At 46.8% G+C, this 23,793-nt stretch carries 15 protein-coding genes; 3 read left to right on the top strand and 12 right to left on the bottom strand.

Features of this window, described 5'->3' with window-relative positions:
• Positions 1–173: 173 nt before the first annotated feature.
• The 6 genes from F752_RS0112375 to F752_RS0112350 form a co-directional block, all read right to left on the bottom strand.
• Complete coding sequence (locus F752_RS0112375; RefSeq protein WP_017732064.1) at positions 174–1,439, bottom strand: M16 family metallopeptidase; 1,266 nt, start codon at positions 1,437–1,439, stop codon at positions 174–176.
• Between the two features lie 15 nt (positions 1,440–1,454).
• Complete coding sequence (gene porV, locus F752_RS24030; RefSeq protein ID WP_040664555.1) at positions 1,455–2,627, bottom strand: type IX secretion system outer membrane channel protein PorV; 1,173 nt, start codon at positions 2,625–2,627, stop codon at positions 1,455–1,457.
• Between the two features lie 43 nt (positions 2,628–2,670).
• Complete coding sequence (gene porU / locus F752_RS24025; RefSeq protein WP_017732062.1) at positions 2,671–6,090, bottom strand: type IX secretion system sortase PorU; 3,420 nt, start codon at positions 6,088–6,090, stop codon at positions 2,671–2,673.
• Between the two features lie 100 nt (positions 6,091–6,190).
• Positions 6,191–6,442 carry a phosphoribosylformylglycinamidine synthase subunit PurS gene (gene purS / locus F752_RS0112360; protein ID WP_017732061.1) on the bottom strand — a complete coding sequence of 84 codons (252 nt, stop codon included), beginning with the start codon at positions 6,440–6,442 and terminating at the stop codon, positions 6,191–6,193.
• A complete protein-coding gene (gene pssA, locus F752_RS0112355; RefSeq protein WP_017732060.1) occupies positions 6,439–7,122 on the bottom strand; it encodes a CDP-diacylglycerol--serine O-phosphatidyltransferase in 684 nt (227 codons plus the stop codon). The genes purS and pssA overlap by 4 nt, the downstream gene beginning before the upstream one ends.
• A gap of 55 nt (positions 7,123–7,177) precedes the next feature.
• The gene (locus F752_RS0112350; protein WP_017732059.1) at positions 7,178–7,822 is read right to left on the bottom strand and encodes an MBL fold metallo-hydrolase; all 645 of its coding nucleotides are present in this window, start codon (positions 7,820–7,822) and stop codon (positions 7,178–7,180) included.
• Between the two features lie 71 nt (positions 7,823–7,893).
• On the opposite strand from F752_RS0112350, the gene F752_RS0112345 reads away from it, so the two are divergent.
• Both F752_RS0112345 and F752_RS0112340 read left to right on the top strand, forming a co-directional pair.
• Complete coding sequence (locus tag F752_RS0112345) at positions 7,894–8,952, top strand: NAD(P)/FAD-dependent oxidoreductase (protein ID WP_017732058.1); 1,059 nt, start codon at positions 7,894–7,896, stop codon at positions 8,950–8,952.
• Between the two features lie 19 nt (positions 8,953–8,971).
• A complete protein-coding gene (locus F752_RS0112340; protein ID WP_017732057.1) occupies positions 8,972–12,301 on the top strand; it encodes a PD40 domain-containing protein in 3,330 nt (1,109 codons plus the stop codon).
• A 113-nt stretch (positions 12,302–12,414) separates the two neighbouring features.
• Here F752_RS0112340 and purQ read toward each other — a convergent pair whose 3' ends face one another.
• A complete protein-coding gene (gene purQ, locus F752_RS0112335; protein ID WP_017732056.1) occupies positions 12,415–13,113 on the bottom strand; it encodes a phosphoribosylformylglycinamidine synthase subunit PurQ in 699 nt (232 codons plus the stop codon).
• A gap of 75 nt (positions 13,114–13,188) precedes the next feature.
• Between purQ and F752_RS0112330 the strand changes: the two genes are divergently transcribed.
• Positions 13,189–14,067 carry a YicC/YloC family endoribonuclease gene (locus F752_RS0112330; protein WP_026135709.1) on the top strand — a complete coding sequence of 293 codons (879 nt, stop codon included), beginning with the start codon at positions 13,189–13,191 and terminating at the stop codon, positions 14,065–14,067.
• A gap of 86 nt (positions 14,068–14,153) precedes the next feature.
• Here the strand turns inward: F752_RS0112330 and F752_RS0112325 are convergent, their stop codons facing one another.
• The 5 genes from F752_RS0112325 to sov form a co-directional block, all read right to left on the bottom strand.
• Entirely contained in the window at positions 14,154–14,837 is a 684-nt protein-coding gene (locus F752_RS0112325) for an energy transducer TonB (RefSeq protein ID WP_017732054.1), read from the bottom strand.
• A 195-nt stretch (positions 14,838–15,032) separates the two neighbouring features.
• Complete coding sequence (locus F752_RS0112320; RefSeq protein ID WP_017732053.1) at positions 15,033–15,707, bottom strand: energy transducer TonB; 675 nt, start codon at positions 15,705–15,707, stop codon at positions 15,033–15,035.
• A gap of 110 nt (positions 15,708–15,817) precedes the next feature.
• A complete protein-coding gene (locus tag F752_RS0112315) occupies positions 15,818–16,192 on the bottom strand; it encodes a VanZ family protein (protein ID WP_017732052.1) in 375 nt (124 codons plus the stop codon).
• A 31-nt stretch (positions 16,193–16,223) separates the two neighbouring features.
• Positions 16,224–16,604, bottom strand: coding sequence for a glycine cleavage system protein GcvH (gene gcvH / locus F752_RS0112310; protein ID WP_017732051.1), 381 nt, complete (start codon positions 16,602–16,604; stop codon positions 16,224–16,226).
• Between the two features lie 60 nt (positions 16,605–16,664).
• Positions 16,665–23,783, bottom strand: coding sequence for a T9SS outer membrane translocon Sov/SprA (gene sov / locus F752_RS0112305; RefSeq protein WP_152425127.1), 7,119 nt, complete (start codon positions 23,781–23,783; stop codon positions 16,665–16,667).
• Positions 23,784–23,793: the final 10 nt, after the last annotated feature.

Genomic DNA, 23,793 nt, shown 5'->3' with positions numbered 1-23,793 from the left:
ATTCTCTTCTTATTTATTTAAGTAATAAACCCTTGCATCTAAAGATGTGAGGGTTTTTTTTGCCTTTGCCCCAGCAGAAAGCAAGGAAAAAATGGCCAGGAAAGCTAAACCAAAAGAGGAAGGCATAAAAAAAGCGGCTAAGGCCGCTTTAGGTTAATCAATCAAATTTTTAGCTAAACATTTCCAACCACAACAGTCGTTAAATCTTGCTGTAAATATTTTTTCGCTAATTGCTGTAACTCCTCTGCAGTGACTTCATTGATGTCTTTAATAAAGGCATCGTAATACTCCAGACCTAGCTGATGAAGATAGACGCTCTTGTAGCGGTCTGCCAGGGCAAAAGGGGTGTTAAGGCTGGAAAGGAAAGAGCCGAGCATATAATTTTTCACCGTTTCTAACTCCTCAGCATCTATAAGCTCATTTCTTAAAAGAGCCATCTGGTGATAAATTTCGTCAAGTGTTTGTTCGGTAAACTCTCCAACCACATCAGCTCCTATTACTAAATACCCTGCGCTTTTCATGGGAACTACGCTGGAATAGATACCATAGGTATATCCTTTTTCCTCTCTGATACTCTTCATTAGCCTGGAGCCAAAATAACCGCCAAAAATAGTATTGAGGACACTGAAGCGGTTAAAATCCGGGTGATTAAGGGTAAAAAGAGGTTTGCCGGCACGGATAGAAGATTGGAGGCTGCCCTTCTTTGGAATATTCTCCCTCTCAGGTGCCGGAAAAGAAACTTCTTTGGCACTTTCTTCCTGGATTCCCTTAAATGAAATATCAGCAAAAGTTGCTGTAATGACTTCCTCTATGGCCGTATCAACGGCCCCTGCAACCATTACTTCGAAATTATTGCGTAAATGCCTGTTGAAGAATGTCTCCAGGTCAGGAACTGTTATGGCGGCAATATCTTCTTCATTTAAGAAATTGCCATAAGGGTGGTTCTGAAAAAGTTTGCTCCTGAAGAGCTTTGAGGCAACAACCGAGTTCTTATTGTTGTCAACCCGCAGCTTTTGGGTCTTGATATCTTTTAATGAATCCAGTTCTTTTTCCGGGAAAACAGGTTCGGTAATAACAGACTTTAGTACGGGTAGGAGAAGGGGAATATGTTTGGTGAGGGAGTATAAGGAAAGCGTACAAAAGTCAAAGCCAGGGCTTAGATCCAGGTGTACACCATAGCTGTCTAATATATTGGCAATCTCTTTGGCAGAGTATTTCGCAGTACCCTCCGATAACATTTTCGTCGTAAAAAAAGCCTGTGCACTTTTTTCTTCCATCACATTACCCGCCCGAAAAACAATTTCGATACGGATAACTTCCTGTTTGCCTGCATTAATAATGTGCAACGGCACCCCTTTTGGAAGGTGCCGTTGTTTTGCATTTTGTAATTTTATATCAGTTACCTGCTGGTAGGCAGGAGGTGTTCTTCTATCCAACATCTAGTACTTAATCTTTTACTGTGTAACAGAATTTTCCTGTTGCGGTGATTTTTCAAAATTAACTCCTAAGGTAAACCGGAGCGTCTCTGCCAGAGGGTGCTGCTGTTCCTGTGGAACAAGGTAGGCAAAGTCCATAGAGAATAACTGGTAGCGGAGTCCGACCCCGAGGGTAAAGAACTGCCGCCCTCCCTTATCTGCATGCTCAAAGAAGTAACCGGCCCGTCCTGCCACTATTTCATTGTACCAGTATTCCATTCCCACCCCAACGTTAAATTCCTTTAATTCCTCACTAAATCCGTCAGGAGCATCTGCAAAAGAGCCGAAGATGCCCTGTATGGTTGAAGGCTCCTGAATAATATTGCCATCTGAATCGAACTCGTACAGAGTGCCGAATGGTGTCGGTACCATCAGTTTGTTAAGGTCCACCGCAAATGTAAGACTGTTGTATGGGTCCAGCTGAGTAGTATAAGCAGTTCCTAGTCGAAGGTTAGTAGGAACAAAGCTTTCCGTTTCATCATTTAAGTAGGTAATCTGGTTACCAATATTGGAGATAACGGCTGCCAGGGCTAAGCGGGACTCCTGTCCGTTCACCGCTAGTTCTGAGTTAAAATACAGACCAAGATCTGCCGCGACACTTCTTCCGGGGCGGGAAGGTATTCCATTAGGTCCATAGCCCCCCGTAAGGTTGGAGTGGATATATTTGGCTGTAACACCAAGCCCCAGTTTTTGAGATAATTTCCGGGAATAGCTAAGGGCAGCAGAATATTCCTGAGGGTTGTGTGTACCAATGATATCTGCAAACTCATTGGTAAAACTGATATTTCCTAAATCGAAATAACGTAAAGAGGCAGATACGGCCTGCTCATTATCTATTTTGTAATAGCCGGTTAAATAAACAATCGCCATATCATTGAATATCTTTCCTAACCATGGAGTGTAAGACAAACTGGCTCCATAGTCCTGGTCTATAAAAGCAAGCTTTCCGATGTTCCAGTGGGTGGCTACAGCATCAGGTTCAAGGGCCGCTCCAACGTCGCCCATGGCACCGCTTCGTGCATCGGGAGCAATTAACAAAAATGGAACTGCAGGGGTAATGGCCCTGCGGGTACTGTCCTGGCCAAACAATGTTTGGGCACAAAGAGAGCCAGTTGAAAAAAGCGTGAGCGCTAAAACAATTATACTTCGCATTACACTATTTATAAATAGACAAAATTTACCTCAATTTAGATAATTAATTCAAGATAACTAACTTTTCTGTTTTTTCCGTAGTACTCCCGTCGCTTAAGGAACGTAGCAAAACTTTAAACAGATACACTCCCTGTGGTAATTTTTGACCTCCGTTAATTTTGCCATCCCAATCCGGTAGGCGGATTGCCGGCAAACTATGGGGAACCACCGTCTTCTGACTGAACAACAAAGTTCCCTTCATATCATACACACTCAGTACAGCTTCAATAGACTCTCCGGCCCTGCTATGCTCCGCCACAAATGCGGTTCTGTCGCGGAAGGGGTTTGGATAATTATACAGGCTGTATATATCGAACTCTTCCTGATTGCTTACCACGAATCGAATCTCCGCCTTACTCATGTTATTATAGGTATCCCTACCGGTTATGGTAAGGGTATGCGGTCCGGGTGACAGGGCCTGGAGAGGAAACTGCAGGCTTCCGCGCCGGTAATTACCAGGTTCTGACATATAGTAATCGTTTAACAGGAAAGTTGTTTTACCATCCAGACTGGCTTTTATGCCCTCTCCTGGACCGTTTCGGGTAATATTGATGCCGCTTTCATCTGTAAACCAGGCATGAAGAATACTTTCTTTACCTACCCTGTCCCCATTGCGGAAGCTGCTGTCATTCAGGAAAAGAGTAATTTCAGGTGCTTTCTGATCTGCCTCCGAAGGACTGCTGCTTCCACCGATATAAAAGTTGCTGTACTGGCCACCGGCATCTGTTCCGGAAAGGGAGTCGACTGCATAAAGGCTTACTTTGCCATTGCCAATGGTGTAGCGAATGCTCTTTGGAACGACAAAGCTAAATGAGAAGCGGCCTTCCTCCACCTTTGCCTGCCCCCGGAAAATAATGTCGTTCTGAAGAGAATACTCCATTACAGAACTCTTGCTGTCGATAGTTTCATATAAAAGAGGTTTTTCATACACAACGGCTTCCAGTACACCATTGAAGTTTACATTTCGCAGGCCATTATTGGTATTGGAGATGATTCCACTGACATTTACCTCTTTAAGCGCACTTAAAACCGTATCGGCGGCGGAACCACCGGTTTCGGATAATTCGCTTACCTGAGCAGTATTTCGTGGAAAGGCAAGGGGCATGGACGGATCGCCCAGGAGGATAAAATTACGATTCCAGACTCCGGTGCCGGGCACTCCTTCATTTTTTGTATGGCGGATAATATCTCCCAGCCGTTTGGCCTCCTGCCCTTCTTCCGGAAATACATTCTGGTAAAAGGCACTGTTAATTGTATAATTGGTATGCGAGTATACCGGTCGCGCGGTCGTTAGCAGGGCGATCGCCCCGCCGGTAGGGTGGAGGAGCATGGTTTCCCCGCCGCTCCTGATGGTATTGTCGTGCTGGCCAAACTCACAGGTAGCCGTTACCACTACCGGAAGCCTGTGTTGATTTTTCCAGCCTGCTATGCTTGATTGGGTAATGACATACTCGTTGGTTAGCAGGTTTTCACTGCCGTGGCCAGTATAGTTAAGTAGGAGTACACCCTCTTCTACAGCCTTGTTAATGGCCCCCATTGCTTCAGGGGCTCTTTCACCATTCGGAACCGTCTGCTGGGCAAAGGCACCGAGGTAAATTTTGCTGATGTTTCCGGCAGGCCAGTTTTGCTGCACAATATTCGCTAATTTTTCTGCATCCTGCTGGTGGATATTCCCGTCCTCATCGTCTGCTACGAAAACTATCTTATTGCGCCAGCTGCCAAGGGTGGCGGAGCTGGCCTGGTAATGAATAAGCTTATCGACCAGGGCCCTGGCTTCTGTTGCATTTACCACCGGGAATCGACCAATGCCAATATCAATAGAATGATTACCCGCTTCTGATTCGCTCCACTCTCCTTCATGTTCTTCGAGGAAGCCAAAAAAATCATCTGACACAAAGCTGGCGACCGGATCAGTAAAATTATAGGATTCATAAACCGGCACCAGGTTATACTCATGCTCAGTTCGCTTTTTGTAATCAAAATAGCCACGGCCAAATAAAAGCAGGTATTTTAATGAATTGCCATTGGTATACAGATATCGCATATAGTCGCGAATGGCCGTAATATCCTGTGCGCCCGAAGAGAATTCGTTATATACCTGCCCGGTGGTAACTACTTTTATACGAAGGCCGCTTTGCTGCTGGCGAAAGGCTGCCAGTCTTTGTGCCTCAGCCAAAAGGCTGGGGTGGGTAAGGATGACCATCTCAGGCGACAGGTCGGCCCGTAAGTTTTGGTTGGCAATTTTTCTTACAGAAACCGGCTCCTTTGTGTCGGACAGGCTAAACGCAACAAATTCCTGCAAGCCTGCTACGGTCGAGCCAAAGGAGAGCTTTTCGCCCTGCAATCTAAACTGCTGGAGTGCCGGTGCCTGAGGATTACTGATATTCCAGATAAATAACTCATCGGTTGCTCCGCTTACACTATACCTGACCTCTGGGTGCTCCAGGCTTTCGGTAGAACGGAAAAAGAGCGCCTCCCCCTGGTACCGGAGGTGCGCAGTGGCAGTAACAAAAACATAATCGAGGTAAGCAGAGCCGCTGCCACCGCTATACTCCAACTTCAGCTGTAGCTGATCAAGAGAAGCCAGCTGGTTGGTATTGAGCATACTTTCCTGTTCAACCAGCTTTCCTTTTTCGGCATAAGGATTGGCCTGAGGATCTTTAATGGTAGGAAGGGAGACTTTTTGAGCAAGCGCTCCATTGATAAGCAGCTCGAAAGACGATGGTTTAGTGGAGGCAGATACAAAAGCAGAACGGGTATGAAGAGGAGTGCCTGCAACTACATTATGGATAGGTAATGGGTAGGACTGAGCAGTGCCATTACCAAAGCGTTTGCCTAACCAGCGGCGCCCTGAGTTGAGCAGGTTGTGTTTTTCTTCTTCGAGGGCTGCAACAGCGGTATACTGGCTAATAAGGGGCTGGCTAACGGGCAGGTCGGGCTTTTGTGCCATACGTTTGCCTTTCTCATCATCTACCGTAATAAAATAAAAAACGGTATCAGAATAAAGGTTTTTCTGGTAGCTAAAGCCTGCACTGTCTTGCAGGTATTGGTAATAATCCGGACCCTGCCCGTAGAAAAGGATAAAATCATCGGAGTCGAAACGGCCATCAGCTTCTCCGGGTATATAGAGAGCATTTTCCTGCAGTCCATCAGGTCGGGCAGTGCTGTTGGGCTGTGGAAGCATACCACCACCCTGTCCGTAAATTCGAATATGTTGAGGATTGGTAGAAGAGCTGATAATGCCGTTCTTTTTGAGGAAGCTGGCATCCAGGCGGTAAACCCCCTCCTGTGTTATGCCAATTTTATGCCACTGCCCTTCGGCTAAAGGGGGAGCGGTTTGGGCGTTTGCCTGAGGAAGCAGGAAGAAGGCGTATAAAATAAAAAATAAGCACGCACAGCAGTTCCTGGCAAAACGTGTTAACATAAATTCTGCTTAAGGTGTAATTACAGTCTTTCAACGCTACAACAGCAGGGCTTATTGAAAGTTCCCAAAAACAAATTTAAGCAGAATGGGCTGTAAAATACTACTCCTGAGTTATTTTGTAGGAGTAATCTTCCATTACCAGGTTGGCCAGCAGCCTCTTGCAGGCTTCTTCTACTTTAGCGGCAGCTGCCTCTTCGCTATCCGCTTCCAGTTCCAGTAAAATGTGTTTGCCTATTCTTACATTGCTCACTTCTTTGAGGCCAAGGTTGGTGAGGCCCAGTTTAACGGCTTTGCCCTGTGGGTCCAGTATTTCTTTGACAGGCATTACATCAATTTCTGCTCTGAATTTCATTGCTTTCTGTTAAAAAGGGATACTAAAATATAAAGAATGATGACCAGTGGAATGGCAACAAATTTGAATAAAATTATTAAAACAACCGAAGCTATCAGGAAAATATATTTGAGTTTATTGTCCTGCCAGCGGAAGCTTTTAAACTTCAGGGCAAAGAGCGGAAGCTCTGCCACCAGTAGAAAAGAAAAAATAAAGGAAGTTCCTAACAGGAACCAGGGCTCTGCTATAAAAGCAAGTGGTAAATCGCTTTTAGCCAGTATAAGGGGAAAGGAGCTGAAGAAGAGGGCATTGGCAGGTGTGGGGAGCCCGATGAAATGCTCTGCCTGCCGGGTGTCCACATTAAATTTTGCCAGCCGAAGGGCGGAGAAAACAGCAATAACAAACGCAAGGTAAGGCACCCATGCCGGAAGCCCTGCCTCCTGGAGCATGGCGTAAATAATGGAAGCCGGCAAAAGGCCAAAGGTCACATTGTCGGCCAGCGAATCCAGCTCGCCACCGATAGGGGAACTTACATTCAGCAACCTTGCGGCAAAACCATCAAAAAAATCGAAAATAGCGGCCAGCCACACCAGGTAAGGAGCTAACAACAGGTTGCCATTAAAAACGGCCACAATGCCAATACAGCCACATAAAAGATTACAGCAGGTGAGGGCGTTAGGAATGTGCTTTTTTATGTTCAAGAGTTTTGGATTAGGGATGGAGTAGGAGGTATCAGAGCATATATTATCCGGTACTTCATATCTTACAAAACGGATTGAACTTCTTTTCCTGCCCAATGGTAGTGCTGGGGCCATGTCCGCAGTAGACTACCGTATTATCCGGAAGGCTAAAGAGCTTTTCTTTTATGCTCCGGATGAGGGTATCGAAATCGCCACCCGGCAAATCAGTACGGCCTATGCTTCCGTTAAAAAGGCAGTCGCCATTGATGCAGAACTGCTGGCCGGCATGATAGAAGGCGACATGGCCTGGGGCATGGCCGGGAACAAACAGAACCTCAAGGGCCGAATTTCCGAGGCTGATGTTTTCCCCTTCCTTTAACTGTTCATCGGCCTGAGCGGGAGTATACCTAGCGAAGCCATAAGCAGGCGCATAGGCCTCTACAGATTTAAGGGTAGCTTCATCGGCAGCATGAACATACAGCTTTACCCCGTATCTTTCTTTTACCCAGGCATTGCCCAAAACATGGTCAATATGGCAGTGGGTGTTCAGGAGCTTGCTTACTTTTAAATTGTGGCTGCTGATATACTGGTGCAGTTGTTCCTGTTCAGCCTTTTCGTAGCAGCCCGGATCAATAATGACTGCCTCCAGGCTTTCTGTATCGTGCAGTACATAGGTATTCTCCGCAAAGGGATTAAAAGTAAAAGTTTTGATTTCAATCATGCCAGCGAGCTTTTTGCAAAAATGTGTGTTTATTCTACAATATTCAATATTCTATTGTTTTATTTGGGCGTATGAAAACAGACTATCTGATTATTGGCCATGGCATAGCCGGGGCCGTTCTTTCCTTTCAGTTATTGCAGGCGGGGTTTCAGGTAAAGGTTATTGGTAAAAAAGGAATAACGGTATCGAGTGAGGTGGCAGCAGGGCTTTTTAACCCCGTTACCGGAAGAAAAATGGTAAAAACCTGGCATGCCGACCCGCTCTTTGCGGAAATAGAGCCGGTATACCGGAAAATGGAAGCATTGAGCGGTTCCCGTTTTCTGCACTTTCAGCCAATTTACAGGCCTTTTACCGACAGGGCAGAACAGAACGACTGGGCCAGCCGGCAGGGGGAACCTGCTTATGCCCCTTACATAGCGGAGGTGTTCGATAAGCCGAGGCACCAGCCTTATGTAAAAAATCCTTTTGGCGGCCTCCTCCTGAAGCAATCGGGCTGGCTGGATATTCCCACCATGCTCGCCGCCTGGAAGCAGTACCTGATGGTACAGGATAGTTTTATAGAGGAAGAGTTTAATGAGACTGAGCTGCAGGTAGAGGAAACCTTTATTCGTTATAAAGGCACAGAAGCAAGGGGAATTATATACTGTAATGGTACAGGTATAATGGAAAGCCGTTACTGGCACTGGGTACCCCTGCGGCCGGTGAAAGGGGAGGTGCTTCATTTACACTCCTCCATTCAGCTGGATGAAATAATAAACAGGGGCGTTTTCCTGCTCCCGCAGGGTAATGGGCGTTATAAACTTGGCTCTACCTACGACCAGCGTAACCATGATCTTAATCCTACCGAAGCGGCTCGTAAAGAGATGCTGGAACGTTTAGCTTCTCTTATCGATATGCCTATTAATGTGGAGGGACAGGAGGTTGGAATCCGGCCGGCAACCAAAGATCGGCGGCCGGTAGCGGGACAGCATCCGCAGCATCAAACTTTACTTATTTTTAATGGTTTAGGTACAAAGGGCGTTAGCCTGGCCCCATACTGTGCAGGTATACTGGCAGCTTACCTTCTTCAGCAAAAGGAAATACTGGCTGAAATAAATATTAACAGGTTTTTTTCGTTATATTATTCTTAAAGAAAAAGATTTTTATCCTATGCCCAGCTCGCTCAAAACGCTCCTGCTTGCGCTCTGCCTAGCTATACCCTTACTGGCGCCTGCGCAGATAACTAAAAATGATTTTGGTAAAAACAGGCTACAGTATAAGGTATTCAACTGGCGCTACTACAGTACTAATAATTTCGATATCTACTTTTACGATGACGGGCAGCAGCTGGCAAGGCTTACGGCCGATTTTATGGAAGATGAGTACGACCGCATCACCGACCTGCTGGGTTATGCTCCTTACTCCAAAACCAAAATCTTTCTCTACAACTCCATTGCCGACCTCCAGCAAAGTAATATAGGAGTCAATGAAAATAGTTTTACGGTTGGCGGGCAAACTAACTTTGTAAAATCGCATGTAGAGGTGGCTTTTCCCGGAACCCTGGAGGAATTTAAAGAAGAGTTGGTCTACGAGGTTTCGAACATGCTGATTATGGATATGATGTTTGGCGGCAGCCTTACCGATATTTTTCAGAGCACCTACCTGATGACCCTCCCGGAATGGTTTATTAATGGAGCAGCGCGCTACGTAGCCTATGGCTGGAATGTGGAAATGGACGATTTTATGCGGGACCTGCTGCAGGATGGAAAAATCCCTAAACTGAAAAAGCTGGACGGAGAGGAAGCCGCTCTGGTTGGGCAGTCTATCTGGAATTATATAGCCGAAAAGTACGGGCGCTCCAATATTTCCAGCGTACTCAATTATACCCGCATTATTCGCAATGAGGAAACAGCAATTGCCAACACACTGGGTATCCCGTTTAAGTTCTTCCTGGCAGATTGGAAGAAGTATTACCTGGATATGGTGGAGGCAACGAAAGAAGGATACAGACAGCCCGCAGCAGATGCAATGGTTACAGAGAGTGGAAACGAAAAGGGGATTTATAACAGCCTTGCTCTTAGTCCCGATGGCCGGTACCTCGCCTATGCCGAAAATTACCGTGGCCGCTACAGAATTAAGCTGAAGGACATTGAAACAGGAAATGAGAAAACAGTTTTACGAAAGGGCTACCGGGTAATTGACCAGGAGATAGATGATACCGTTCCGCTCGTGTCTTGGCAGGATAATGGAACTTTGGGTGTTGTAGGGGTGGAGAAGGGCCTGTACACCTTGTATCTCTATAATTTGGAGACGGAAAATACCAGCTCACAGGTCATTGGTAAAATCAGCCAGGTCAATGATTTTTCTTTTTCACCCAACGGAAAAGTAGTGGTCATGTCGGCCGAAAAAGAAGGGCAGAACGATATATACCTCTACAGCATTAGCCGCAATACACTGCGGGCCATTACCAGCGATTTGTACGACGATGTATTCCCTACCTTTATGCCGGGAACCAACGACATCATCTTCAGCTCTAACCGTACCACCGATACCCTCAACACCCGTGGTATTAGCATGAAGGAAATAAGCGACAACTATAACCTTTTCATTTTTAATGTAGACACCACCCGTCAGGTGCTGACCCGGGTTACCAATACCATCAGTAAAGATATAAAGCCAATAGCAGACAGCCTGGGGAATATTTATTTCCTGAGCGATCAGAAGGGAATCTATAATCTTTTCCGCTATAATCTGCACGACAGTTTGTACAACCAGATTACCTCCTATAACACCAGCATCCGGGATTATGATCTTGATACAGACAAAAATTTACTGGCCTTTATTAGCCTTTACGAGGGAAATGAGGAAATCTTTCTTGAAAAAGGGATAGACCTGAATACCAATAATTTTACGATGCCCACCCAGCGTCAGACCACGCGCCAGGCTCGTTATGTTTTCCGGAAAAGGGAAGAAAAAGCGCCAGTGCCGGTTAAGGCCCCGGATACACTTGCTGAAAAGGAGTTACCTGTGCTTGATTTGCCGGACAGCCTACCGCCCGATTCGCTGATAGCAGTAGATACATTGACGGCAGACACTCTCCTTGCAGATACCCTGGTAGCTGACACCCCGTCGCTGGTGGAGGAAGAAGATACACGCCTGATCGATACCGATAACTATGTTTTTGAAGAGGAGGTGGAAGAAGAACTGGAGGTGGAGGAAGAGGTGGTGCAGCCGGCTCAAAAGTCTTTTTTAAGTACCTACCGTAAATTAAGGCGGGAAAACCCGGTTCGAGGGCCCTTTCCGCTGGAGCCCCGCTTTATGCTGAGCAGCCTGGTTACCTCATGGACTATTGATCCGCTCCGTAGCAGTATTGGCGGAAGCGGGGTGGGCTTTATCCTGGAAGGGCAGATGAGCGACATGCTGGAAAACCATAAAATTTATGGAGGCGTGCTGGCCATGACCGATTTGCGAAGCGGGGACCTTTTTCTGGAATATGAATTCCTGAAGTACCTGCTCGACTTTAATGCCCGCTTTGGCAGAAGGGTGATTTTCCAGCCCTTAGGTAATTATGAAAAGCATAAATATGTGCTGAATGAATTGTCTTTTGGGGCTTCCCTGCCTCTCAATGTAAGTACCCGAATAGCGGCAGGGCCTGTTTTTGCCACTTCGCGCTTCCTCGAGGTAACCTATAATTCTCTGGTGAATCCTACTGCAGGAGCGCCGGGCAGCGCCCAAACATTTTATGCAGGGGGCCATGTGGAACTTGTGTATGATAATACGCTGCTCAAAGGCTTTAACCTGTACAATGGTACCATGGGTCGGCTGGAGTACCAGCACCTGTTAGGAATAGGCCAGGCCGAGATGGGCTTTGGTAAACTTTCGGCAGAGCTGAAGAATTATTTTCCCATTAGCCGCGAATTTATCCTGGCCACCAGGGGGTTCTTCGGGAATTTTGTTGGCCACACTCCGCCTAAATTCATCATGGGGGGTATGGACAACTGGATTCTCAATAAAACCGACTCACCCGAAGGTGATGTACTGCTGGAGGCTGCTGAAGGAAGAGATAACCGTAACTTACTATTCCACGAATTTGTAACGCCCATGCGGGGCTTCAACTACAATGCCTTAAACGGACGAAGTGCACTGGTATTTAACGCAGAGCTCCGGTTTCCGCTTATCCGGTATTTTTACAGAGGACCTATTTCTTCTAACTTCTTCCGTAACCTGCTGGCCGTTGGTTTCTACGATATAGGTTCTGCCTGGACAGGGCAGCCTCCTTTCTTTCGGAATAACAGCGTCAATACGGTTGTTAAAGATGATGGGGAAGGGCCGTTTAGGGCAGTTATCCAGAATTATAAAAACCCCTGGCTTACCAGTTTTGGTTTTGGTGTTCGTACGGTACTGCTTGGCTACTACTTAAAGTTTGATGTAGCCTACCCGATGATTGACTACCAGGTAGAGGACCCTAAATTTTACCTGACCTTCGGTTATGACTTTTAAGCCTCCCCTTAGCATTTTCCTATAAGGATTATCAGTAAAAGAAAGAGCCCATGTTTAATGAGAAACATTGGGCTCTTTTAATTTTATACTTAGTGGAAAGCGGCTACGGGAGCTTATACCATCTGGTTAGTAAAATTGAATAAAGATTTAAATATAGCGATGCCATCGGTATTTCCCAGCTGGCGGTCAACTGCCCTCTCGGGGTGAGGCATCATACCAAATACATTCTTTTGTTTGTTACAAATACCGGCAATATTTTCGGCCGAGCCGTTAAAGTTACCTGCCTCATTCCATTCGCCCTTTTCGTCGCAGTATTTAAACAATATCTGGTCATTATCATGGAGCTCTTTTAGTAACTCATCAGAGGCAAAGTAACGGCCTTCGCCATGAGCCACAGGAATTTTAAATACCTGCTCCGTATTTAAACCGGCTGTTAAAGCAGCTGTGCGGGAAACCGGCCGGATGTAGGCATTTTTGCATACAAACTTCTGCGATTTATTATGCAGCAGCGCACCCGGTAAAAGACCCGCCTCCGTTAAGATCTGGAAACCGTTACAGATACCTAATACATAGCCTCCTTTTTGTGCATGCTCCACCACCAGTTCCATTACGGGGGAGAAACGGGCAATGGCGCCAGATCGAAGATAATCTCCGTAGCTAAAGCCACCAGGCAACACAATAAAGTCGCATCCATGCAAATCTTTATCTTTATGCCACAGCTTAACAACATCCTGCTTCATGGCATCTTTTAGTGCATAAAAGATATCTTCGTCGCAGTTAGAACCCGGGAATATTACAACGCCTATTTTCATAGACACAAAATTAGAAAATTAATATTAGTTTTGTGTTAGTGAATTTTAAAATTTTAGCCGTAAGGCCATTTGCTTATGATAAAATCTATGACGGGTTATGGAAAGGCCCAGGCAGAGCGTAACAATACCATTGTAACCGTAGAGGTGAAGACCCTCAACTCTAAATTTCTGGAGGTAAACCTTCGGCTGCCCAAAGCTTTTTCAGAAAAGGAAATAGAAATCAGAAACCAGTTAAGTCAGCAGCTCGAAAGAGGAAAGGCCAGCGTGGCGATAGAGGTGCAGTCGGCCGATGCTACCGAATCCAAAATTGAATATAATAAACCTCTGTTCCTGTCTTACTACCGTCAGCTCCAGGAGCTGGCAGTGGCTGCAGGAGCTCCATCGTTTGATGACCTGTTCCGGATTGCCATGCAGCAGCCCGATGTGGCAAAAGTAGTGAGCAATGAGTTAAGTGAAGATGAGTGGGACCTGGTATCAGAACTTATTGCAGAAGCCATCCGGGCCTGCGATGCATTTCGGGAGCGGGAAGGAGCTGCTCTTCAGGAAAAGCTCAGTTCCTACCTAAGTGAAATAAAAAGCCAGCTGGAGGCTATAGAGCAGAGAGACCCTGCCCGTGCCGAAAATGTGAGGGAAAGGCTAAACAAAAAGCTGGAGGAACTGCAGCAGATAGATAAAATAGACCAGAACAGGCTTGAACAGGAGCTGATTTACTATATCGAGAAACTGGATATTAATGAGGAGAAAGTACGCCTGCTTACGCACCTGAATTACTTTGAGCAGGTGTTGAAATCGCCGGAGTCGAATGGAAAGAAGCTTGGCTTCATTGCCCAGGAAATAGGACGTGAAATCAACACCATCGGCTCAAAAGCCAATGATGCGGAAATTCAGCGTTATGTGGTAAATATGAAAGAGGAGCTGGAAAAAATAAAGGAACAGGTGCTGAATATTATCTGATTTCTTCTGTAAATTTAAATTTATTCATAAAAAGAGAGCAGGTTCCTAACAGGGCCTGCTCTCTTTTTGCTAATTATACTGCTTTTTTACTGCAGATTAAAGCTAAAGGGAATGCTGTGCTGAGTGCGCACCTTCTGGTAACCTTTCTGGGCGGGTATCCATGCCGGTGCTTCTTTCAGGATTCGGATAATTTCTTTTTCCAGCTTTTTATCAAAGCCCTTCAGGATTTCAATGTTGGTGATATTTCCTTTTTCATCAACCACAAAAGAAACCTCTACCCTCCCGCTGATATTGCGTCCCTTCAGGTGTTCCGGGTATTCAATATTCCTGTAAAGATATTGGTAAAAACTCTCCATTCCCTCTTCAGGCACTGCAGGTATAAGGTCATACTCTTTTATCTCATCAGCTTCCTCCACAGGTTCTGCCTCTTCAAAAAGATCTCCTAAGGAGGGGAGGGGGGAAGTTTTTTCGATGTCTACTGGAGCGTCTATAATTTTAGTCTTCGTTGAAAGAGATTCGCTATCGGGTACCTCAATAATTTTTGCTGGCACTTTGGGCCTGGGCGGCACCGGCATTATTACCGGCTGCATATCGGGTACAGTGGTTTTAGTTAACTGCTGAATGGTGATGGGGCTATCGATGCTGGTGGTTCGGAAGCTCCACTCAAATGCGGTGATAACCAGGGTAAGGCTAAGCAGCAGGCCAACACTAAAACGGAATGAGGTGTGTCTTGCCCAAACAGGAGAGGAATTCTTATTTCGCTTGCTCATAGAAAAATGGTTTGGTGATGAAATAATATATAAAAATTTCGTATTAAATAAAAATACCCATTTATTATATCGTTTAATTGGCGTAAAGCAACTTATATTTTAATAAATGACCATATATCAGAATTGTTTAAACTGAGAATAAAAAAAGGCCTGACTTTGCGAAGTCAGGCCTTTGAAGATTTCTATTATGTGAGATTAGTTACTTAATCTAAATAGTACCGGCATTACCATCCGTACCTTTACCGGGCGGCCCCTTTGCATACCAGGGTTCCACTTGGTTTGTTTAATAACCCGAACGGCTTCCTCATCGGCACCGGCACCAATTCCTTTTACTGCCTTTACGTCCGATACATTACCTTTCTCATCCACTACAAACTGAACGAATACACGTCCTTCAACGCCCATTCGCTGAGCCTGGGCAGGATATTCCAGCTCTTCGGCAATGAATTTATAGAATGCCTCCATGCCACCTTCCGGCGTTGGTTGCTGCTCCACTACCTCAAAAATCTGTTCTACAGGCTCTTCCTCAGGGGCTTCTTCAAAAACGATTTCTTCTACTACATCTTCCTCTACTACTTCAAGGTCAATATCGAGTTCAATCTCTTCTTCAATTACCTCTTCATCCGGTACTTCAATAATTTCAGGCTGTTGGATTTTTGGTGGTGGTGGTGGTGGCTGTTCCGTAATCGGAATGTCTATCAGCTCTTCAAAATTATCAGCGGCCACACCCATGTCCACGGCAACCACCTCATCATAGCTTTTCCACTCAAAGGCTACAATAACCAGCATAATGCTGACTACCAGGCCGATGGCAAAAAAGAGATTTGATTTACGCGTCAGGTCGGCTTTAGGATTTTTCTTTGGTTCCATTTTTTGACTCCTTAGTGTAAAAGTGAAAAATACTCTTTCTTTTTTATTACAGAATTTAACAGAATATAGTTGCTACAATTAAGAAAAATATTTCGAAAGTAGCAAATTAATCAAAATTTATAGAGCAGATAAAACAGGCCAAAACCAATAAAACAGCCTGTTGTGTTGGCTAAAAGATCGGCGAGCTCAAAGTGCCTGTCTGGTATTACCATCTGGATGGCTTCGATCAAAAGGCCATAGCCTATACTTACAGAAAGAGAATACACCACTGCTTTTCTTCTGAGGAGTTCATAGGAATACTGCTTAGTGAGTCCTACAATCATCAAAAGTACCAATAGGCTGAAAACAAAAAAGTGGGCTACTTTATCGAAGCTGAGTAACTCATCCCATAAGTCTGTTTCTGGCATGCTCTCTCCCGGACTAAGGGTGAGAAGCAGAATAATAAGAGCCCAGCAAATGGTAAAAGCATTATACCTTAAAAACATGTGGCGGATTTAACTATCTGCTCAGCCCAATTTACTGACCAATTACTTCAGCATATTCATCGGCACTTAAAAGGTTGTCTGCTGCCGATTCATCTGCCACTTCAATTTTTATCATCCAGCCCTGGCCGTAAGGATCAGTATTTACCAGTTCAGGCTCTCCTTCGAGTGCTTCGTTTACTTCGCTGATGGTGCCGCTCAGGGGCATAAAAAGATCAGACACGGTCTTTACCGCTTCCACTGTCCCAAAAACTTCGCCTTCTTCTACCTCGTCACCTTCAGTTTCAATTTCTACATAAACAATATCGCCCAGTTCGCGCTGTGCAAAATCGGTAATACCCACAGTAGCTACATTTCCATCAATGCGCACCCATTCATGATCTTTGGTGTATTTAAGTTCCTTTGGTAGGTTCATAGTGCTTGTATGTTTTAGTTTAAAAATCAAAAATACATCGGTTTTCGGGATTGCAAAAGCTTATTGGGTAATATTAAATCGAATTTGGGTGCCAAAGCGGGTTTGGGTATTTCTGAACGAGGTCAGTACAAGTGGGTCGTTGATGCTGGTACTGTAGTACAGCTGTATGCTTAGGCGCTGGTTAATCAGGTAGTTAATAGTAGGGTTCAGCTGAAAGTTTACACTGCCCATGGTAATATCGTCGGGCTCATCAAACTTGCGCTGCACGGTTTTGCTGCTGCGGAGCGACATACCCATCCGGAAGGTAATATCATTTTTAAGAATAACCTCCCGACCTTTAGAGCGGAAGGGCAGCTTTAAGTTGGAGGTCGTATAACCTACATCCAGCCGTAGCTCCTCATTGCGCTGCTCGGTTACCTGGGTGTTGGACAGGATAAGGGCCAGGTTTCGCTCCCTGTTGTAATTGACCTGGAAGTTAAAACGCGATTTGGTCCGGAGGTTTACTCCAATCAGCGGGGCAAACTGCTCCGTAATTACTACCTGATTGGCCACGTATAGCGGCACCAGGTTATTTTCGCCTGTTTGGCTGCTCCGGATTACATTATCTTCCGAGGTATATTCTTCAATGTTATTGTCGAGTGAAAGCTGCCTGCTCAGCTGGTACTGGGAAGAATTGATATAGCTGTTTACAGAGTAACGCGACACATAGCTGTGCGATAGGGTAATAGCAGAAAACCGCTCCCGTATCGCCGGAATTTTCGACAAACCGGCATAGTCGACTCTCCAGTTCGGCATTGGCATGCTTGGGAAAGGCGAAAGTTTTACCTTGCTGGGGTCCCTGCCGGTATAGGCCGCAATAAAGGCCGGAATTAGCACATCCTGCGAACGCTCAGAGAATACTCCGCCATTCTCGTTCTCAATGGGCTGCAGGCGTTCTTCGATTAGATCCCGGTAAGCTGCAAAACGCTCAAAGTTTTCAGATCCTCCCTCTGCCGATAAACCATCGAAAGTGGTGGAAATAGGAAGGTAAGAAATGCTGTAACTACCACTACGGGTGGGGGTAAAGGAATCAAACCATTCTTCCGTAATGTCGTAGCGGAAAAGCTCCTGGTAATTGGCTGTTTTGGTCTTTTTCCAGTCGAGCTGTATCCTGAAGTCCTCTAATGGCTGTACATCAGCACGGAGGTCGATGTTTTCGTTATTGGTCTGGGTAAAAGGAGTACTCAGGTTAACGGAACGCACCATCCAGTCGTTTTCCACCGCCCTAAAACGTATATCGGGGTCCTGGCTACCTAATAGGAATGGCAGCCCGGGTGCTACAAAGCCGGAGTCGAGGCCAAAAAGGAACACCCTTGGTTCAAAGCCTGGCAGAAGAGTGCCCTGGGTACGGCTGTAGTTAAAGTTTACCGAACGCACCGACATGAGCAGGCGGGTTATGCCGCGGGCAAGGCCTGAGCCGTTACTGGCAGCTGCTTCCTCTTCCTCAGCGGGTTTCTGGCCAGGCCGTAAAGGCCCTCTTGGTTGAGGCCTGCCTTCATTTACCTTTTTGAGGAAGGCAACTTTATTGTACAGCTTTACAAGGTCCATCCGGCCCGTAAGCTGGTAATTTCGGCTGTTCTGAATAGTATTTCCAAATTCCTCAATCTGTCCGAGCGAGCCGGCAGTCCAGCTAAAGTTGGTTTCGTAGCGGGTTTCAGCACTTAGCCAGTTGGTAAAGGGGGTCTTATCCAGTGGCAGCTGGTAAGTGGCTCCCAAGCTTTGGTCAAAGTGCTTCATGCGACCGAATTCCGCCAGATTATCGAGCACTTCATCGCGCTTGATTTGCGTATCGAGGTAGCCATCAGGTTCATCTACCACCGCATTGGCCCTGGCACTATAATCAATCGACAGCGAGTTTGCCAAATCCCAGCGGAAGTTGTAGAGCCTGTTAAAAGTAAACAGCTTCTCGTATTGAGGGTCAATGCCTACAGTGGTAAGGTCGGAATTACGCAGTTGGGTAGCCACGAACCTACGGTCGAGATCCCAGCGGAACGACAGGTTGGAAGGCACAGGGTTAAAGTTAAAGTCGCGGAGCAGCTGCAGGTAAGGCGACTGGAAAGCCTTGGTATTGGCAAAAGGCTCTATAGGGTTGACAATCGGGGAGAAGTTATAGCCGATTGCTGCTTTTTGCGTTACAAGCTCATATTTGGCGCGCTCCCAGCTGCTGTTCATTACATCGCTGTAGGCATAGGTGAGGGCAAAGTTCTCCAGGTCTATCAGCCCGGGCTTGTCGCCTTCTTTTCGGTTAACCCTGATATTGGTAAAGTTGAAGCTCCGGCGGGTGGCCCTGTCTTCCACAATAGCACGATAACCGAGCCGCTCTTCTGCCGTTTCAAATGCATCCAGAGAAGCAGTAAGGGGCAGGTCGGGGTTAGCCGGATCGTAATAAGGCGTAATGATACTCTTTTCATAAGACACAAAGAGAGGAACCTGCAGTCTTGCCTTTTCGGGCAGGAACTTATCCAGGGCTACACTTGCCGAAATGTCATAAGAGAGGTTTTTATCGCGGCTCCGCTGAGCAATCTTATCGCCAATATTGCCAAAGCCAACAGTGGTTAAGCGGGTGCTGGCGGTAATATTGGCCAGGTCGGCAAGTTTGGTATTAAGCCTTGCATTGGTCGCCCATCCGGCCCGGGAGTCGAAATCGGTAACGCGTAGCTCATTCGTCCAGAGACAAACCGATTTGGCACTCTTATCTCCAGGGTTATCCGGGTTGCGGAGTCCAATCATCAGTACCTGGATAGCACTCAAATCCGGGTTTCCTTCGACATAAATATTATGCTTTCCTACTTCGGCACCAAAGCGGCTGTCCAGCGGTTTATTCAGGCGGTTACGGAGCGCCTTTAGCTGGAATAGTTCGTCGATGGCAAGGTTGATTTCATTCTGCTCAGGCCATATCTCCCGCGGGTCGGTGGCTCCGGGAGGGGTAATTTCGAGCGGAATTTCTATTTCGTAATAGTTTTGGGTGTAGTCGGTACCCAGGCGCAGAAAGGCTGTTACTTCACCATCCTGCAGCAGAGGGTTATTATAAGCCTGCGCATGCATCAGCATTTTAATGGTACCGTAGTTCACCAGGTCGAGCGAAACATTTTTATAGACGGCCCGGGCATCTTCATTTTCCAGGTCTTCCACGCAAATCTGCAGCGATTGTTCATTCAGGCGTACATCCTGGTTGTAGGCGGTATTGTCCCGGTCGCGTATGAAACCAGGAGGCACCACATAGGGTATGTCTCCGGCGCCGCCTCTGCCATTGTTCTCGTAACTAACAGCCGATATGGTTAAATCTGTTTCATCTCCTTCCTGAATGAGCCCCAGTCCGTCATCCTGAAGACTTTCCGGGAACTGCCGCCACTGGCTTCCCACCAGCTGCATATTGGCAATACGGAGGGCAACCGGATTCTCGAAACCAGTAAGGTAGGTGCGGAGGAAACGGATAGATTTAAAGCTGTTGATGTTCCCGTACTTTTCTTCATACTCCCTGATAGGAATACGGAAGAGGTACCAGCTTACCTTCTCACTTCCTTCGAAAGGAGTGGTGGTTACTTTGTCGACTACATAGTTTTTACCCACCTCCAGCTGGTCGGGGCTCAGTTCAATTTCGTACTGGAAATACTCTTCCAGCACATTAACGGCATTATCCTCATTCAGGTCTTCATTGTCCGGCTCAGGGCTGCCTGTTTGCCTGTAATCAGAGTTATTATCAAAAATAGGGGTGTTGCCTTCCTGGTTGTTAAAATCTTTGTAGCGGGTAATGATGTTGGCATCGGCCGCATTCAGTTCTTCGCCAAGGAAGTAGCGGAAATCATCGGCAGAGATGTCACCTGCTATGGCAGCCCTTGCTTCTGGTGTAATGGCACGGATAAAGTCCTCAAAATACTCTGCTTCATTTTCGCTGCGGAGACCGTCCATACCTATATCCTGGTGGAGACGGGCGGCGGCGTCTACGTCAAAAGCATTGTTCAGGAACTGGCGGTTCGTTACACGGCCCCATTCGGTGGTATCTATCTGAGGGTCGACAAGGCTTTCGTTGGGGGGCAGGCCATTTTCAAAGCCGTGCTTGTTGTCTTTGATGTAATCTTCGGATATACTCCCCAGGTTGAAAATAAGCTTTCCTCCTTCTCTTTCATTCACAATCTCATATTCTTCAAAGGCCGCATCGCGACCATTTTCCCCGGTAATGAAAGGGTCGAGCATCCAGAATTCAATATACTCAATGTTGGCCTGGTCGAAATCTACTTCAGAAGTAATTGCCCGGGTTATACCGCCCCAGTTCTCCTCCGGGTTTGGGAGAGTGGCATCATCTTCTAATAGAGGATTATAGTTGTAGGGTCCTCTTTCGGCCGGGAAATACACCAGGTCGAGTATAGGCTCATAAGGGTTATACGTATTGGCATCGCGCTGGAAAATTTCCTGCTGGGTTACCGGGCGGAAGTAGTGGTTCTGGATATCGGTCTTGCTCAGGTTAGGTGCCAGTCGGCTCCGGTCTCTCTCGCTGTAGAAAACATCATCTACATTATACCAGGCTAGTTTGGCGCGGCGGGCACCGAAGAGCAGGCCGTCTTCCAGTCCAAAGAAACGGTTATCGTCTGTTTCAGGGGTAGCTGCCAGGCTCCATGCCAGCGGGTTGCTGGAGATATTATAAGGAGAAATGGCGGCTTCAAAATCGTCGATATAGGAAGTGCCTTCACCGTCTACTTTATTGGAGGTGCCGGAGAGAAGCTGCGCAAATTCGCTGTTAAAGGTAAGGGTAGAAAGCTCCTTGGTTTGGATAAGGGGCAGCATATCCACCATTTTGGTAAGAAAGCGCGATTCGGTGCGATAGCTGAGGTCCAGACCCCATTTCGTGTTTTTGCTGGGCTCTTCACCTATACCGGTACGGGTGGTATTGGGCAGCTCGTTAAGGTAAAGAAGGGTGCCGCCGATGCTAAAGTCTTCATTGATAATATAATCGAACTGCGTACCCAAGAAGCGGCGCGTCTGGAAGTTGAGCAGGGAAGCCTTTTCGTAAGTAATGCGTAATTGCTTGCCGGAATTAATAATTCCTTCGTTCAGTATTTTTACCCGGCCGAAGCTATAGTCTACCTGGTAATCGATACCTTCGGTAAGCGGAGTGTTACCGGCAAAGACCCGCACAGAACCTTCGGCAATATTTATTCCCGGCAGGGCAATGTCAGTGGTAGAGCCGGCAGCAAAGCTCCCTTCGAGGAAGAACTTATTCTTGCCAGCTACCAGCTCTGCATCGGAACGGGTGGTTTCGTAAAGTGTGTCATACACGTACTTCTCGATCAGATTGTCTTCGGAAGGGAGAAACTGCTCTTCCAGGTGGTCGCCAAAAGGCTCCAGCACCGGGAATATAATATTGCCGCGCTCCAGGTTAATGGTTATTCCTTCGATAAAGTCGAAATTGCCGTCGGGCTGCGGGTCGTTGCTTTGGTTAAGGCGGTCGAGGCCCATTACCTGTACCAATGGAATGCTTTTGGTATTTACCCCTTCCTGCAGGTTCGGGTTATCGATATTAGTGCGGTCGTCGCGGTAGATAATCCGGAGCTGAAAGCCTTCGCGGCTTACCTGGTTGGCATTGAGGTTGTAAATGTTCTTCATCATGAGCTCCCAGGTAGGAATTTCGGTATTTACCCGGTTAGGGCGGAGCAGTTTCATGAAGATAACATCTGAAGCAGGGCGGTCCTGGTAATTTTCGGTAAGCTCACCTACCTGGTAACGCTGCCCGTTATAGGTATATTCAAAAGCTACCGCCAGGGCCTCGTCTGACTGAAGCTCCCTGTTGAGGGAGAGGTAACCCAAAGCAGGATGATAGGTGTATTCGCGGTCGCTGAGCTTGCGGGCGCTTTTAATTACCACATAATCGGAGCCTGGGACAAAGCCAAGGCCTTTGAGCTCCCGATCTATATTGTCGAGGCTGCGGAAATCAGGGTCCTCCAGAAGGTTTTCGAAAAGCCCGTTGGCCCCGTTACTGGTGGGGATATTCTGTAGGTTGCCTATAAACGGGTTATCGGGTTGCTGCAGGTTTTCTGCCTCGCCTTCTGCCAAATCGGTAAAGGCGGCAATATTCCGCAATGTCTGGGTATCGTTATTTCGGTTAATGACATACACTTCCATACGCGTAATATGGAGGCCGGAGGTAATCTGGGGGAGGTTGGCGAGCCATTCTCCCTGCTCTATACCGTAATGCTCGCGGAAGAAGTGCCCCAGGAAAAAGTGCTGGTTCTCGTCATATTCTGAAGCGCGGATAGCGAAAGTGCTGGACTGGGACCCTCCTTCAATGACAATGGCATCACTTTCGCCTCGCTGCGTAGTAGCTACCCCTGTAATAAAGAGCCGGCCAAACTGGAGTTGTGTTTTTACACCAAATAAGCTTTGGGAGCCGCTCAACAGGCTGTTCCTTACCGGCAGGTTTACATTACCAATTTCAATTTTCTTGATTATTTCCTCTTCGAAGCCTGTGTATTCTACCCGGAAGTTGTTTTCGAAGTCGAAGGAGTTGTTGCTGTCGAAGTTGGCCATTACTTCGAGCTTCTCGCCTATTTCGCCCACCACACTCATGTTAATCTGCTGGTCGAAGTTAAACTGGCTGTTGCGCTGTGCCCGAATAGGCAGGGCAGGGTTCTCGATACGGTCGATAAGAGCGCCAAAATCGAGGTTTACAAAGCCATTGGGGCGGATATTTACAAAACTTCCGCCAAAAATGCGGTCAAAAACAGGGCTGGTATAGATCGGAGGTATCAGACTGCGGCCACTCACGGCACTTTCACCGTCCAGCCCGGCCGACTGGTTTTGCCAGTACTCCGAAATGGCCCGCTGCTGCATGTAGCGGTTGTACTCCTCAAGCGTCATGGTGGTCATGGGCCTGTAAGGAACGCCACCGCCAAGGGACTCATAAATGGTATAATTAAAACCCGTATCTATTTCGTATTCCAGCTGGGTGGGAGGAGCAGGATACAAGGGTGAGCGGGAGCCCTGGTACAGCAGGGGAGAGCCAAATCGGTCACGGGGCTGATAGGTGGGGCGCCTGCTGGGAGTATAAGGTTCCGTAACAGTATCCTGGGCATTTTGAGTAGTATCAGGCGGATTTACCTGCTGGAAAAAGCCAATAGCATATGCCTGTCTCGGAGAAAGAGACATGAAGCCTGTA

This window comes from Nafulsella turpanensis ZLM-10 (assembly GCF_000346615.1).
In the GTDB taxonomy this organism is placed as follows: domain Bacteria; phylum Bacteroidota; class Bacteroidia; order Cytophagales; family Cyclobacteriaceae; genus Nafulsella; species Nafulsella turpanensis.
This window is presented reverse-complemented; position numbering and strand designations above follow the sequence as displayed.